A 15,189-nucleotide genomic window follows, 5' to 3' on the forward strand; every position below is an offset into this window, starting at 1 on the left:
TTCCGGCACGCGTTGCCGCGGGCTGGCTCGGCGTGGCCGGGCTCGTGGCGACGGTCGCCGTCTGGTGGGCCGCGATCCACCTGTTGACCGAGCCCGGCTCGCTCGGTCGGCAGTTCGCGCCGGACAGCGCGTTCGCCAGCCTGCGCGCGCTGTGTGCGGACGATCAATTGCTCGAACACGCGCTCGTCAGCCTGCGACGCATCGGCGTCGGGCTCGGTGCGGCGCTGCTGGCCGGCGTCCCGCTCGGCCTGTTGCTCGGCCGCGTGCGATGGGTCGAGCGGATGCTGTCGCCGACGTTCCAGTTCCTGCGCATGGTGTCGCCGTTGTCGTGGATGCCGCTCGCGGTCATGTCGTTCGGCATCGGCGACCGCGCGATCTACTTCCTGCTCGGATTCGCCGCGTTGTGGCCGGTGCTGATGAGCACGGCCGCCGGCGTCACGCAGATCGACCGGCGCTGGCTGCAGCTCGGCGCGAGCCTCGCGGCCACCCGCCGCGAGCTGCTGGTCCATATCGTGCTGCCCGCGATCGCGGGGCCGCTGCTCAACGGCATCCGGCTCGCGATCGGCATCCTGTGGATCGTGCTGGTGCCGGCCGAGATGCTCGGCGTCAATGCCGGCCTCGGCTACCTGATCCTCGATACGCGCGACCGGCTCGCGTATGCCGAACTGACGGCGGTGATCGTCGTCATCGGCGCGCTCGGCTTCACGCTCGACGGCATCGCGCGGGGGTTGACCCGCGCGCTGCTGGCGTCCGACCGCTAGCGCCGCCGTGGAGACAGGCAGCGCTCGGGCGGACCGTTTGCCGTGGGCGGCTCAATTCCACGCATGCCGCGCCGGGCGGGCGCCGTTCAGGTAGTAGTTGCCGACGAGGTGATATTTCCAGCGCACCGGATCGTGCAGCGTATGCGTGCGCGCGTTGCGCCAGTGCCGGTCGAGATTGTGCTCCGCGAGCGTCGACTGCGTGCCGGCCAGCTCGAACAGCTTCTCGCCGGCGAGCAGCGCGACCTCGGTCGTCAGCACCTTCGCTTCGCCGACCGCGACGGACGCCCGTGCGACGTCGTCCTCGGTCACGTCGCCCTTGGCCGTGATCTCGTCGAGCGTGCGCGCCGCACGTTCGAGCAACGCGTCGGCCGCATGCAGCTGGATGTGCAGGCGGCCGATTTCGCGAATCGTCAGCGGATCGTCCACCGCCCGCTCGACGCCGCTGTCGACCCACGGCCGCGTGCGGGTCCGCACGAACGCGAGCGTATCGTCGATGGCCGCCTTCGCGATGCCCGCGTCGATCGCCGCCTGGATGATCTGCGACAGCGGGCCGTTGAGCGTCGGCACGTCCGACACGCGCTGCGCGGGCAGCACGTGCGACGCCGGGATGCGCACCGCGTCGAGCACGACCGTGCCGCTCGCGGTCGTGCGCTGCCCGAATCCCGACCAGTCGTCGATCACGGTCAGCCCCGGCGTCGGTTGCGGCACGTACGCGAGCCAGGCCTGCTGCGCGTCGTCGAGCCCGAGCACCGGCACGTAATGCGCGAACAACGCACCGGTCGAGTAGAACTTCGTGCCGTCGACCACATAGTCGTCGCCGTCGCGACGCACGCGCGTCTTCAGGTCGAGCACGTGCTTCGTGCCCTTCTCCGAGAATCCGTTGCCGAACCGCTTGCCGCTCAGCACTTCGGCGAAGAAATGACGCTTTTGCGCATCGGTGCCGACGAGCGTGATCACGTCGATCAGCCCGAAATGATTCTGCGGAAGCTGCCCGAGCGACGCATCGGCCGCGGCGATGATCTTGATCACCTCGGTGAGCGTCACGTGCGACACGCCTGCGCCGCCGTATGCCTTCGGCACCGTGATCGCCCACAGCCCCGACTGCGAAAACCATTCGATTTCCTCGCGCGGCAGGCGGCGCTCGCGATCGCGCTCGGCAGCCCCTTGCGCGAGGCGTTGCGCCAGCGCATGCGCGACCGCGATCGCTTCCGCATCGTCCGCAATCACGCGGGCCACCTGCGGTCGTGCATCGGCCGGCCGTTCCTGAATCGTCGCGCTCGTGTCTGACATCGGGCTCTCCTGTCGAATGGCGAAAGCGTTCAATCTAGCAGCGCCGCGCGAGCCGGAAAACCGAGCGATTCTCGGAACGATATTCCTTGGGAGAACAAACGACGTCGATCCTGACGCAGGTGAATCGGCGTTTCGACGTCGTAACGGATGCATGAACGTCGATGCGTCCCCGCGCGGTTGCGGTCGCAGTAGCGGTAATACGCAGCGACGATAACGATCCGAGAATCCGTTATTGGAACGCTCACGTGGCGCTTCCTATACTGGGCTCCCGGCGCACGCCCTTCGAGGAAACCCGCATGACTTCGTCGCACGCAGCTCCCGACCTTTCCACCGGTACCGATTACGATGCGCTCGCGAGCCGGTTCCGGCCGATCTTCGAGCGCATCGCCGCCGGCACCGCCGAGCGCGAACGCAACCGTGAACTCCCGCACGAGGCGATCGGCTGGCTGAAGTCGGCCGGCTTCGGCGCGATCCGGCTGCCGGCGAGCGCCGGCGGCGCGGGCGCATCGCTGCCGCAGTTGTTCCGGCTGCTGACCGAACTGGCCGCCGCCGATTCCAATTTGCCGCAGGCATTGCGCGGGCATTTCGCGTTCGTCGAGGATTGGCTGAACGCGCCGGCCGGGCCGCAGCGCACGACGTGGTTCGACCGCTTCGCGAGCGGCCAGCTCGTCGGCAATGCGTGGTCGGAGGCCGGCGACGTGCCGCTCGGCCAGACCGTTACCAAGGTGTCGGAGCAGAACGGCCGGCTCGTGCTGAACGGCCGGAAGTTCTACAGCACCGGCAGCCTGTTCGCCGACTGGATCGACGTGTTCGCGCAGCGCGCGCACGACGGCAGCGACGTGATCGTCGCCGTCGCGACCGCGCAGCCGGGCGTGATCCGCGAGGACGACTGGGACGGCTTCGGCCAGACCACCACCGGCAGCGGCACGACGCGTTTCGAGAATGCGGCGGTCGACGCGGACAACGTGATCGATTTCGCGCGCCGCTTCAAGTACCAGACCGCGTTCTACCAGCTGTTCCACGTCGCGACGCTCGCCGGCATCGGCCATGCGATCGTGCGCGACGCGGGCGAGCTCGTGCGCAACCGCACGCGCGTGTACAGCCACGGCAATGCGCCGCGCGCGGGTGACGACGCACAGCTTCAGCAGGTGATCGGCGAGATCGCGTCATGGGCGTACGCGGCCGACGCGCTCGCGCTGCGTGCCGCTCAGCCGCTTCAGCACGCGTACGAAGCGCGCTTCGGCGGCGACGAAGCGGTCGAGCAGGCCGCGAACGTCGCGGCCGAAATCGAATCCGCGCAGAGCCAGCTCGTCGTGTCCGAACTCGTGCTGCGCGCGGCGACGCGTCTGTTCGACGCGCTCGGCGCGTCCGCGACCCGCAGCACGACCGCGCTCGATCGCCACTGGCGCAACGCGCGCACGGTGTCGTCGCACAATCCGCTCGTGTACAAGGCGCGCATCGTCGGCGACTGGATCATCAACGGCCGCACGCCGCCGTTCGTCTGGCGCGTCGGCAACGGTGCGGACACCAACGCGGGCGCCGGTGCGGAAACGGGGGCCGCGCAATGAGCAAGACGATCCGCTTCAACGCATTCGAGATGAACTGCGTGGGCCACCAGTCGCCCGGCTTGTGGGCGCATCCACGCGACCGCTCGTGGCAGTACAAGGATCTCGACTACTGGACCGACCTCGCCCGCGTGCTCGAACGCGGGATCTTCGACGCGATCTTCATCGCGGACGTGATCGGCTACTACGACGTGTACAAGGGCAGCAACTATCACGCGCTGCACCAGGCCGCGCAGATTCCCGTCAACGATCCGCTGCAACTGGCCGCGCCGATCGCGATGGCGACCGAGCATCTCGGCATCGGCATCACCGCGTCGACGACGTTCGAGCACCCGTACACGTTTGCCCGCCGGCTATCGACCGCCGACCATCACACGAAGGGCCGGCTCGCGTGGAACATCGTCACGTCGTATCTGGAAAGCGGCGCGAAGAACGTCGGCGATCACGGGCTGCGCACGCACGACGACCGCTATGCGGTCGCGGCCGAATACGTCGAGGTGCTGTACAAGCTGTTCGAGGGTAGCTGGGAAGACGGCGCGGTGGTGCGCGATCGCGATGGCCGCGTGTTCACGCATCCGGAGAAAGTGCACGAGATCGGCCACAAGGGCCGCTTCTTCGACGTGCCCGGCTATCACCTGTGCGAGCCGTCGCCGCAGCGCACGCCGGTACTGTTCCAGGCCGGCGCGTCGGGCCCGGGCAAGGCGTTCGCCGCGCAGCACGCCGAATGCGTGTTCGTCGCCGCGCCGACCCGCGACCAGCTCGCGCGCTATGTGGCCGACGTGCGTGCGCAGGCCGCGGCCGCCGGGCGCGACCCGGCGAAGGTGCTGATCTACAACCTCGTGACGGTGATCGTCGACGAGACCGACGAGAAGGCGCAAGCGAAGTTCGACGAATATCGGCGCTACGTGTCGTACGACGGCTCGCTGGTTTTCATGTCCGGCTGGACCGGCATCGACTTCGGCCAGTACGCGCCGACCGATCCCGTCCGGCGCGTCGAAACGAACGCGATCGTATCGGCGGTCGAGCACCTGTCGGGCGGCGACACCGCGTGGACGATCGAGGCATTGGCGGCCTGGGGCGGCATCGGCGGGATGGGCCCGGTGTTCGTCGGCTCGGCGGCGACCGTCGCGGACATCCTGCAGGAATGGGTGGCCGCGACCGACGTGGACGGCTTCAATCTCGCGTATGCGGTCGCGCATGAAACCTTCGAGGACGTCGTGCGCCATCTCGTGCCGGAGCTGCAGCGCCGCGGCGTGTATCCGACCGCGTATGCGCCAGGCACGCTGCGCGAAAAACTCTTCGGCGGATCGGCGCGGCTGCCGGACGAGCATCCGGCCGCGCAGTTTCGCGATATCGAACAGGTCAAGCGCGCGGCCGAGCGGGAAGCGGTCAGCGCGTAGCGTCGGGCGACGTCGAAGCCGGTCTGTCCGCATTCACGCGGCGGCCGGCTTCAGTACAAACGGCTTCGTGCAGTCTGACGAAGCCGTTTGTATTTGCCGGGGGACAACGAGCGCTTCGCGTCGACGGTTACGCCACGCTTTCGTCGTCGACGTCGTTCGCCGTCGGCTCATACCGAATGATCAGCAGAAACACGATCGGCGTGACCGCACTGATCGCGACGACCCAGAACATGTCGGTGCCGAGACGCGCCTGCAGGATCGGCAGCACGAACAGCGCCAGCGCCTGGCCGATCCCGCACAGCGACCGCCCGAAGCCGACGCCGGTGCCGCGGATCGTGGCCGGATACGACAGCGTCGGATAGATCATCATCTGCGCGCCCGGCCCGAAACCTTCGGCGAACAGCCAGGTGCCGAGCATCAGCAGCACGACGCCGACGGCCAATGCGCCGTGCGGATGCCCCGCCAGCGCGAGCGCGACGAGCGCGACCGTTTGCAGCGCAAACCCCGCGATCGCGACATGCCGTGACGGATAGCGATACGCGAGGCGCATGCCGAGCAAGCCGCCGGTGAACGCGAACAGCACGTTCAATGCGAGCGACGCCGCGATCGTCTCGAACACGCCCGCGCCGAGGAATTGCGACAGGATCGACGGCAGGAAGAACGCGATCGCCGTGTATTCGAACGGGATGCACAGGTTCATCACGCTGGCGACGATCGTGCGCCCCAGATACGGACGCTGGAACAGCACGCGAATCCGCACCGGTGGCGGGCTCGGTTCGCGCCGCGCATCGTCCGCTTCGTGCGCGTGAATGCCGTACGACTCGCGCAGGATGCGCGCTGCGTTGGCCAGGTCGCCCTGATTCGCGGCCCACAGCGGCGATTCGTTCATGAAGCGGTTGCGGAACAGGATGATGACGAGCGCCGGCACCGCGCCGAAGATCAGCGATGCGCGCCACAGCCAGCCCGCATGCTCGGCCGGCAGCAGGAAATACAGCCCGAAGATCAGCAGGAAGCACACCGACGACGCGACGTACCACATCGGGCACCACGCGGCGAGCCGCGACGCCTTGTTGCCGCGGCCGTTGAACTTCGAGAATTCCGCGAGAAACGCCATCGCGACGGGCAGGTCGATGCCGACGCCGAGCCCCATCACGAAGCGGGCGGCGATCAGTACCCAGACGTTCGGCGCGAGCCCGGCCGCGATCGCCGCGACCACGAAGAACAGCATGTCGGCCATGAACACCTGGTAGCGGCCGATCCGGTCGGTCAGCCAGCCGCCGATCAGGCTGCCGAAGATCGTGCCGATCATGATCGCCGAGCCGACCAGCCCGGTCAGCGCGGGCGTCAGCCCGAATTCGCGCGCCACGTCGTCGATGCCGTACGACAGCGTCGTCAGGTCGTACGCGTCGAGAAACACGCCGCCGAGCGCCAGCAGCACGATCATCCGTGCGTGGCTCACCGAACTGTCCACCGTATTGATCAGGCGCGCGACGTCGCTGGCCGAGCGGATAGGGGAAGAAACCGGCGTGACTGAGCCAAGATCGATCGAACTCATCGGATTCCTTAGTTTGATGCCGAATGCACGGCAAGGTGATCGTGAAGCCGGGGAACCGGGCAGGCGCCTTCGCGACCGTCGCGGCGTCGAGCGCATGGGGCCCCGCTGTCGCCAGGTTCCGGCAGCGGAAATTCTGTTCCCTCGATCCGGCAATCCCAAGCGATATAAACCGATAAATTAATCGGCGTGCGTCATAAAGTTGCACGGCGCGCGCTTAGCAGCCGCACGCATGTTCAAACGTGGATTTCTTCGTTAACGGATCGCCTGCGCTTCGTTACATTAGCCGGTCACCTGCCTGTTCGCGGCGCGTTGCCGCTCTTCCGGAGAATCCCCGATGAAGCCGTTCTGGTCCCGCGTGTGGCAATCCGCGGCCCTCGTCGTTGCCGTGCTTGCCGGCCTCATGTCCATGCAAGCGCAGGCGGCGACGCCCGCGGAAATCCGCGTCGACTATGCGTACTACTCGCCCGAGAGTCTCGTGATCCGCCACTTCGGCTGGCTCGACGACGCGTTCAAGGCCGACGGTACGGCGATTCGCTGGGTGCTGAGCCTCGGCAGCAATCGCGCGCTCGAATACCTGAACAGCGGCGCGGTCGATTTCGGTTCGGCCGCGGGGCTCGCGTCGGTGCTCGCGCGCGCGAACGGCAACCCGATCCATACCGTCTACGTGTTCTCGCGCCCCGAATGGACCGCGCTCGTGGTACGCAAGGATTCGCCGATCCGTTCGCTCGCCGACCTGAAGGGCAAGAAGATCGCCGCGACGCGCGGCACCGATCCGTTCCTGTTCACGCTGCGCGCGCTGCACACCGTTGGCCTGACGCGCGACGACGTCGAGATCGTCAACCTGCAGCATCCGGACGGCCGCACCGCGCTCGCGAACGGTCAGGTCGATGCGTGGGCCGGGCTCGATCCGCACATGGCCGCCGCGCAGCTCGACGACGGCGCGCGCCTGCTGTACCGCAACGTCGCGTTCAATACGTACGGGTTCCTGAACGTTCGCGACGCGTTCGCCAGCCAGTATCCGCAGGCGGTCGAGCGCGTGCTGAAGGTCTACGACCGCGCACGCCAGTGGATCGTCGCGCATCCGGCCGAAACCGCGCAGATCATTGCCGACGAATCGAAGGTGTCGCTGCCGGTCGCGAAGCTGCAGCTTCAGCGCAACGACTTCAGCAACCCGGTGCCGGGCGACACGCAGCGCGCGGCGCTGAAGGCCGCGGCGCCGGTGCTGACGGCTGAGCAGTTGACCAAACCGGGCGTCGATCCCGCGAAGATCGTCGATACGCTGATCGATCCGTCGTTCGCGCGCCCGATCGTCGCCGCATCGCACTGAGACCGAGCGTGCCGCCGATGACGGACACCACCGCGCGCGGCGACGCGCTCGCGTCGCACCCACCCGCATCGCCGCCTCGCGCGGCCCGGCGAGACCCGCTGCGCGCCTGGCGCATCGCGGGCCTAGCGCTGCCGTTCGCCGCGCTCGTGCTGCTGGAGGTCGTGGTGCGGCGCGGCTGGCTGCCCGATCATCTCGTGCCGGCGCCGAGCGAGATTCTCGATACCTTGGCACGAATGGGCGTCACGCGGGTCGCACGTCACGTCGGCGCGAGCACGCTGCGCGTCGCGGCCGGGTTTGCGGCCGGCGCGGGGCTCGCGCTCGTCGTCGGCGCGGCGATGGGCCTGAGCCGCCGGATCGACGCGCTGTTCGAACCAACGTTCCAGGCGCTGCACGCGATTCCGTCGCTTGCGTGGGTGCCGGTGCTGCTGCTGTGGCTCGGCATCGATGAAGCACCGAAAATCACGCTGATCGCGATCGGCGCGTTCTTTCCAGTTCACCTCGCGGTGGTCGCCGGCATTCGCGACGTCGACCGCAAGCTCGTCGAGCTCGGCGCGGTGTACCGGCTCGGCCCGCTCGCGCTGTTCCGCCGAATCCTGCTGCCGGCCGCGCTGCCGCAAATCGTCACCGGCCTGCGCACCGGCCTCAGTCTCGCATGGATGTTCATGGTCGCCGCGGAGCTGATCGCGGCCACGCGCGGCCTCGGCTTCCTGCTGAGCGACGGTCGCGAAACCGGGCGCCCCGATCTCGTGTTCGGCGCGATCCTGCTGCTCGCGTTGCTCGGCAAGCTGACCGACGGCGCGATGCGCCGCATCGAGTCGCGCTGGCTCGGCTGGCGCGACGCGTTCGATGGCGCATCGCGCGAGGGCGGGAAATGAGCGCCTCCCCTTCCGTCCGCCGGGGCGTCGGCATCGCCCCGCCGCTGCTCGATCTGCGGATCGCCCGCAAGCTGTATGGCGATCGCACGATCCTGGCCGACATCGCGTTGCAGGTCGCGCGCGGCGAGATCGTCTGCGTGGTCGGCCCGAGCGGCTGCGGCAAGAGCACGCTGCTGCGGGTCGTCGCCGGCCTCGACCCGGATTTCCGCGGCAGCGTGACGCTCGACGGCAGCGCGCTGGCCGGGCCGTCCGCGCGCGTCGGCGTGATCTTTCAGGAGCCGCGGCTGCTGCCGTGGCTGTCGATCGCGGACAACGTCGGCTTCGCGTCCGGCGCGCGGGGCGGCCGCGACCCCAGCGTCGCGCGGTTGCTCGACGAGGTCGGGCTGGCTGGCGTCGCGCGGCAACTGCCGGCCACGTTGTCCGGCGGGATGGCGCAGCGCGCCGCGATCGCACGCGGGCTGTTCGGCGAGCCGGATTTGCTGCTGCTCGACGAGCCGTTCAGCGCGGTCGACGCGATCACGCGGATGCGCCTGCAGACGCTGCTGCTCGACGTCGTCCACCGGCACCGGATGGCCGCGATCGTCGTCACGCACGATCTCGACGAGGCGCTGTATCTCGGCGATCGCGTGCTGATGCTCGCGCCGAACCCGGGCCGCGTCGACGACGAAATCCAGGTCGACATCGCACGGCCGCGCGACCGGCGCGATCCGGCGCTGGCCGCGCAGCGCGCGCGGCTACTCGATGCGTTCCAGCGCTTTCACGATCGCGCGGCGGGCGACCCGGCAGGCATCCTCGTCACGTCGGCCTGACAGCGCCACTTCATCGCGCGGACGCCGACCGGACGAACGCGGCCAGATCGCGATTGAACCGTTCGGCTTCCTCGATGAACGGCGCGTGTCCGGACTCCGCGTAAACCTTGCTGGCGATACGCGGATTCAGCTCGGCCGCGCGGGCCAGCGTCGCGTGCGTATCGACCAGCGCATCGCGACCGCCGTAGATGAAGAGCAACGGCACGCGCGCGTGGCCGAGCCCCGCGGCGGCGAATACCGACATCGTCGGGATGGCCTTTTGCATGTCCCACGACGCCATCGCGGCGTTCGCGAGCAAGCGCTCGAACGTGGCGGCGTCCGGCCGACGGTTGAAACACAGGCCGACGAACGTGCGCTCGCCGTCGAGATGGGTTTTCAGATCCGGCGCGTTCATGTCCCGATACACGTCCGGATGATCGACGATCTGGCCCGGCGCAAGCTCGACCACGCCGTCGGCATACACGGCGCCCGCGATCGCGCGATCGCCGTACCTGGCGAGGTAGTTCGAGATCACCACGCCGCCGAGCGACCAGCCGACCACGACGGGTTTGCGCGCATGCGCACCGTCGATGACCGCGGCGAGATCGTCGCCCCAGCGGGTTCCGTCGCGATACGGCTGCGCGCCGGACGGCTTGTCCGACAGCCCGTGGCCGCGCAGGTCGTACGTGATGATCCGGAAGCCGCGCAGTTCGGGGCTCTGGATTTGCGCGTCCCAGTTCAGGCGACTGCCGAGCAGGCCGTGGATCAGGATGACGGGCACGCCGTCGGGGTCGCCGCTTTCCTGAACGGCCAGCTTCACGCCGTCCGTCGACGTCACGGTATAGGTCAGCGGCGCGGCGGCCGCGTCGTACGCCAACGCGAACGGCGTCGCCCACCAGATCACGGCAATCAGCCAGCAGATCAGTACTCGGGTAGTCATGGGTTCTTTCCTCCAGGCATGAACGGACGCTCAGTCTCAACCCTCACACTGATGTGAGAGTCAAGCGAATCGTGCTAACCTGCCCTTCATGAAAAATCCGCCTACCCAGCCACTGCTGACCATCGGCAAACTCGCGCAGCTCACCGGCGCGAGCGTGCGCTCGATCCGGCACTACGACGAGCACGGCCTGCTCGCGTCGGTGCGCGCGGACAACGGCTATCGCCTGTTTCCCGACAAGGCCGTGACGCAGGTCAAGCAGATTCAGCGCATGATCGCGACCGGTTTCACCCTCGACGACATTCGCGGTTTTCCGGACTGCATGCTGCTGATCGAAGGTGCGCGTTCGTGCGATCAGATCACCGACGTCCAGCGCGAACGCCTCGAAGCGATCGACCGTCAGATCGCCGATCTCGAGAAGCGACGCGCAAGGCTCGTCAAGATGTTGCGGGAGGGTACGGTGCCGCCGCTCGATTGATCGGTGCGCCTTTTCCCGCCACGAATGCGAGCCCATCCATGCGCTTCGGGCACAATACGCGCCCTCACCTTTTTGCCGGTGGTCACACTCATGCGCGTCATCGTCGTCGGAACGAGCGGATCGGGAAAATCCACCTTCGCCAGCGCGCTGGCAACCGCCGCGGCGTGCCCATACATCGAACTCGATCGGCTCTACTGGGGCCCCGGCTGGACCGCCGTGCCGCCCGCGCAGTTCGAACGTGCGGTGCTCGCGGCGACGGCCGGCGACCGCTGGGTCGCCGACGGAAACTACAGCGCGGTGCGCGACGTGCTGTGGTCGAGGGCCACGCACGTCGTGTGGCTCAACTTCGGCCGATGGACGGTGTTTTCCCGTGTGCTGCGGCGCACGATCGGCCGCGGGCTGATGCGCACCCGGCTCTCTCACGGCAACCGGGAATCGCTGCGGATGGCGTTCGGTTCGCGCGACTCGGTGCTGCTGTGGTCGTACACGACGTTCACGAAAAACCGCGTCAAGTTCGCCGGCTTGCGCGACGACCCGAAATACGCGCATCTGAAATGGATGGAAATCACCAAGCCGTCGCGTACCCGCGCCGTCATCGAGATGCTGGCCCACGCCGGCCGCTTCGACTGAACGCAGCACGACAACGGCCACCTCGCGTCAATCGTCGAAAGTGCCCTGATATTCCGGCGCGGCATCCGCACGCGTGTTCAGTTCGAACATCACGCCGCCCGGCGCGCGGCAAAAGAAGCGCGAGCCGCGCCCGTTGTTGAACACGTCCGTCTCCATTGCAACGCCCTCTTCCTTGAAGCGCGCGAACAATGCGTGCACGGCATCGAGGCTCGGCAGTTCGAAGCCGACGTGGAAATGGGTCGGCCATGCGGGCACGCCGTCGCCGACGTGATCGATCACGACGTCGAAGCCCGGGCGCTTGAGAATCCAGGATTTGTCCCAGCTTCCCGCGATCGTGAAGCCGAGGTATCGCTCGAAGAATCGGGCCGTCGCCAGCGTGTCGGCAGAGGGGAAGCTCAGGTGGTTGAGCTTCATCGTGGGTATCGTTTCGGTCATGGTCGTGCTCTCCGATGCGGTGGTGGGCGGAGGCCCCATGCCGTGCCGCCCGAGGACTTCAGAATACGAGCGCGGGCTCGCATTCAACAACTCGCATTGGACGTTGCGCCGGACGCGGGCGAAACCCTTGCGGGGCCGGCAGTCGAGCGATGAAGGCGATCGCGGCGGACAGCGCCACTCGCATTCGCGACAGGCGCCGTTGATGCGGGATGACCGCTCGGACGAAGGCGCCAAACGATGACGGCCCGGGATTCGCAAACGAACCCCGGGCCACCGCTCGACCGCGGGTGCCGGGCATGACATGCGTTGCCCGGCACCCGCGCATCGCTCAACGCTACGCGAGCTGCATCAGAACTGATAACCCGCGCCGACCACCGCGCCGAAGTCCGAGCGCGTGTTGCCCGTCACCGATGCCTTGACGACCCAGCGGTTGCTCTCCGTCACGTACGAGTAGCCGGCCGCGAAGCCTTGCTGGCCGTGATAGTTCGACGTCGCCGCCGACACCATCGAGCGCCCCGCGCCGGTCGGCTGCGGCAAGCCCGCCACCGCCATCGCCGACGCGACACCGCCGTACATGTCCTTCTTCAGGTCGTTGAACGAGTTGTACACCTGCCCGATGCGCTGGTCGGTATACCCCTTCGCCTGCGTCGATGCCGTCGCGAGGTTGTCGTTCAACTGCTGCACGTTCACCGCGTCGGTCGGCGCCGTGCCGGCCGCGACGTTCGTGATCTGGCGCTCGCTGCCCTTCGCGCCGACCGAGAACGAGTTGTCGCGATCGGCGACGGAGCCCTGGCCGACCGCCACCGCATTCTTGCCGGTCGCGGTCGCCGTCGAGCCGATCGCCCCCGCATCGGCACGCGCGATCCACGTGGTGTTCGCATCGGTCGCGGCCGCGCGGATCTTGTCGTTGGCCGCGACGTTCTGCAGCGCGGCGTTGAACTGGCCCACGTTGACCGCGTCGTTCGCGTTCACGCCCGCCGCGACGCCGGTCAGCACGCGGTCGCCCGCCGTGCCGGAGAAGTTCACGCTGGTGCCGCCGGAATCCTTGCCGACCGTGATCGCGCCGTTCGGGTCCTGCTGCTGCACGAGGCCGGCCTTGCCGTTCGCGATGTTGGTCACGCTGCCTTGCAGGCTGGAAATGTCGGTCGTGTTCTTCGACACCTGCTGGTTGGTCGCGTAGAGCTGCGAACCGTTCACCGCATCGGTGCTGGTGGCGCTCAGCGTGCCGGCCTGCACGTTGGTGATGCGCGTGCCGCCCGCGCCGCCGAGCGTGATCGTGCTCTTCGAGCTGTCGTCGTACTGCACCGCGAGCGCGCCGAGCTGGTTCAGGTTCGACTGCACGTCCTTCAACTGCTTCACGTTCACCGCGTCGGTATCGCTGGTCCCGGCCGCGACGTTCTTCAGCACGACCGCCGACGTGGCGTCGCCGCCGACGAGCGACACCGAATTCAGCCGGCTGCCGCTCGCGTCGACGTCGTACTTGACGACGTTCTTCACCGCTTCGCCGGCCTGGTTCGACACGTTGGTGATCTGCTGTTCGAGTGCGGTCTTCACGCCCGACAACTGGCCGCCGTTGACCGCATCCGTGCTGCCCGCGGCGACGTTGCCGTCGGCCACGTTGGTCAGCTTCGTCGGTGCACCGCCGCGCGCGGCGTTGAACGCGCCGAGCGTCGGGTCGAATTGCAGTGCATCCTGTTGCAGCCCGGCGATCGCCGCCGTGTTGCCCGCGATATTCGTTTCGGCATTGTCGATGCGCGTTTCGTGATTCGCGAGCGTCGTCGTGTTGCTGCCGACCCGGCCGTCGAGGTTCGTCAGCGCGTCGCCGACGTTGTTGAACGCACTGCCGCCGATCTTGTAGTTCGGTGCGCCGATCGAGCCGTCCGGGTTCGCCGTCGCGCCGCCGCCGAGCGCGGCCGCGGTGCCGTCGGTCGCGCGCCGCAGTTGCGCGCCGTTCACCGCGTCGGTACTGCCGGCCGCGACGTTGCCTGCCGCGACGTTGGTCACGCGCACCGGATTGCCGCCGTTGCCTGCACCGAGCGATACCTGCTGCTTGCTTGCATCGTCATATTTCACGGCGAGCGCGTCGAGCTGGCTCGTACCGTCGTGAATCGCCGCGTTCAGTTGATCGACGTTGACCGCGTCGGTGCCGCTCTTGCCGGCCGCGACGTTGCTGATCAGCTGCGGGCCATGGCCGCCGTGGCTTGCATCGTACGCGCCGAGGCCCGGGTTCCATTGCAGCGCATCCTGCTGGAGTGCCGCGATGTTGCCGGTATTCGTCGTCACCTGGTTGCCGACGGCCGTGATCGACTGGTTGAGCGTGTCGGTCGCCTTGCCGAGCTGGCCGACGTTCACGGCATCGCCCGCCGCCACGCCATCCGCGACGTTGTGCAGGCCGACCGGCGCCGTTGCGCCCTTGCCGCCGAGCGTGACGCCGCCATGCGCATCGTCGTCGTACTGCACCGCGTTCTTCGTCGCGTTGCCGATCTGGCTGGTGATCGACGTGCTCAGGTTGCCGAGCGTCGTGCTGAGGTTGTTCGTCACGCTCGTGCTGAGCGATGCAAGACCGCCGTTCAACTGGCCGACGTTCACGGCGTCGTGCGTGTCCTTGCCGTCCGCGACGTTGTGCAGCGTCGTGCCGTTGGGGCCGGCGAACGTCACCGAGTCGAAGCCGCTCGCGCCGTCGTACTTGACGTTGCGCGTATCGGCCGCCTGCAGGCCGGAGATGTTCGATGCCGCCGTGCTCAGCGAGCCGCTGATGCCGGTCACGCTGTTCTGCAGGTTCGTGATGTTCGAAGCCGCCGTCGAAATGGACGTTTGCAGCGGCGTGAGGCTGCCCTTCAACTGGCCGACGTTGACCGCGTCGGTATCGGCCACGCCGGCTGCCACGCCGCCGATCGTCGTGCCGGCGGCGCCGTCGAGCGCGATCGCCGCATGCGAGTCGTCGGTGTATTTGACGACGTTCCGGGTGGCCGTCACGATGCTCGTGCTCAAGCTGTTGCCGACGCTGGTCACGCGCTGGTCGACGTTCGAGATCGTGGTCGACAGCGAATTGCCGACCGACGTCACGCGTGCATCGACATTGCCGATGCCCGTGCTCAGCGTACTGTTCACGTTCTTCAGTTGCTGGACGTTGACGGCATCCGTATCG

13 protein-coding genes are annotated in these 15,189 nt (G+C 67.9%); 8 read left to right on the forward strand and 5 right to left on the reverse strand.

All coding sequences use genetic code 11. From position 1 onward, the window contains the following. Positions 1–761: ABC transporter permease (locus H3O04_RS26865; protein ID WP_237666438.1), on the forward strand; the 761-nt coding region annotated here is incomplete at its 5' end. A 51-nt stretch (positions 762–812) separates the two neighbouring features. Here H3O04_RS26865 and H3O04_RS26870 read toward each other — a convergent pair. After that, complete coding sequence (locus H3O04_RS26870; protein WP_012336859.1) at positions 813–2,051, reverse strand: SfnB family sulfur acquisition oxidoreductase; 1,239 nt, start codon at positions 2,049–2,051, stop codon at positions 813–815. A gap of 296 nt (positions 2,052–2,347) precedes the next feature. Here H3O04_RS26870 and H3O04_RS26875 point away from each other — a divergent pair, with 296 nt between their 5' ends. Both H3O04_RS26875 and H3O04_RS26880 read left to right on the forward strand, forming a co-directional pair. After that, positions 2,348–3,619 carry an acyl-CoA dehydrogenase family protein gene (locus H3O04_RS26875; RefSeq protein ID WP_202588809.1) on the forward strand — a complete coding sequence of 424 codons (1,272 nt, stop codon included), beginning with the start codon at positions 2,348–2,350 and terminating at the stop codon, positions 3,617–3,619. Further along, entirely contained in the window at positions 3,616–5,016 is a 1,401-nt protein-coding gene (locus H3O04_RS26880; RefSeq protein ID WP_060263469.1) for an LLM class flavin-dependent oxidoreductase, read from the forward strand. The genes H3O04_RS26875 and H3O04_RS26880 overlap by 4 nt, the downstream gene beginning before the upstream one ends. Positions 5,017–5,143: 127 nt before the next feature. Here the strand turns inward: H3O04_RS26880 and H3O04_RS26885 are convergent, their stop codons facing one another. After that, entirely contained in the window at positions 5,144–6,571 is a 1,428-nt protein-coding gene (locus H3O04_RS26885) for an MFS transporter (RefSeq protein ID WP_202588810.1), read from the reverse strand. Positions 6,572–6,905: 334 nt separating this feature from the next. Between H3O04_RS26885 and H3O04_RS26890 the strand changes: the two genes are divergently transcribed. Genes H3O04_RS26890 through H3O04_RS26900 form a run of 3 tightly spaced genes read left to right on the forward strand, consistent with a single transcriptional unit; the run spans position 6,906 to position 9,582 of the window. Next, positions 6,906–7,898: an aliphatic sulfonate ABC transporter substrate-binding protein gene (locus tag H3O04_RS26890; protein ID WP_202588811.1), complete on the forward strand. Its 993-nt coding sequence runs from the start codon at positions 6,906–6,908 to the stop codon at positions 7,896–7,898. Between the two features lie 17 nt (positions 7,899–7,915). Further along, positions 7,916–8,773, forward strand: a complete 858-nt coding sequence (locus H3O04_RS26895) for an ABC transporter permease (protein ID WP_202588812.1) — start codon at positions 7,916–7,918, stop codon at positions 8,771–8,773. Beyond that, complete coding sequence (locus H3O04_RS26900) at positions 8,770–9,582, forward strand: ABC transporter ATP-binding protein (protein WP_202588813.1); 813 nt, start codon at positions 8,770–8,772, stop codon at positions 9,580–9,582. Before H3O04_RS26895 ends, H3O04_RS26900 begins: the two co-directional genes overlap by 4 nt. Before the next feature lie 10 nt (positions 9,583–9,592). On the opposite strand, the gene H3O04_RS26905 is transcribed toward H3O04_RS26900, so the two are convergent. After that, a complete protein-coding gene (locus H3O04_RS26905; RefSeq protein WP_202588814.1) occupies positions 9,593–10,501 on the reverse strand; it encodes an alpha/beta fold hydrolase in 909 nt (302 codons plus the stop codon). A gap of 88 nt (positions 10,502–10,589) precedes the next feature. Here H3O04_RS26905 and H3O04_RS26910 point away from each other — a divergent pair, with 88 nt between their 5' ends. Next, positions 10,590–10,976 (forward strand): MerR family transcriptional regulator, encoded by a 387-nt coding sequence (locus tag H3O04_RS26910; protein WP_202588815.1) that lies wholly within the window; start codon positions 10,590–10,592, stop codon positions 10,974–10,976. Between the two features lie 90 nt (positions 10,977–11,066). Beyond that, positions 11,067–11,606, forward strand: a complete 540-nt coding sequence (locus tag H3O04_RS26915) for a toxin (protein WP_202588819.1) — start codon at positions 11,067–11,069, stop codon at positions 11,604–11,606. A 27-nt stretch (positions 11,607–11,633) separates the two neighbouring features. Here the strand turns inward: H3O04_RS26915 and H3O04_RS26920 are convergent, their stop codons facing one another. Then, positions 11,634–12,041, reverse strand: coding sequence for a VOC family protein (locus H3O04_RS26920; RefSeq protein WP_202588816.1), 408 nt, complete (start codon positions 12,039–12,041; stop codon positions 11,634–11,636). Between the two features lie 348 nt (positions 12,042–12,389). Continuing rightward, positions 12,390–15,189, reverse strand: a 2,800-nt coding sequence (locus H3O04_RS26925) for a YadA family autotransporter adhesin (protein ID WP_202588817.1), incomplete at its 5' end; no start/stop codon positions are given.

The sequence above is a fragment of the Burkholderia sp. KCJ3K979 genome, from assembly GCF_016759955.1.
Classification (GTDB): Bacteria; Pseudomonadota; Gammaproteobacteria; order Burkholderiales; family Burkholderiaceae; genus Burkholderia; species Burkholderia orbicola.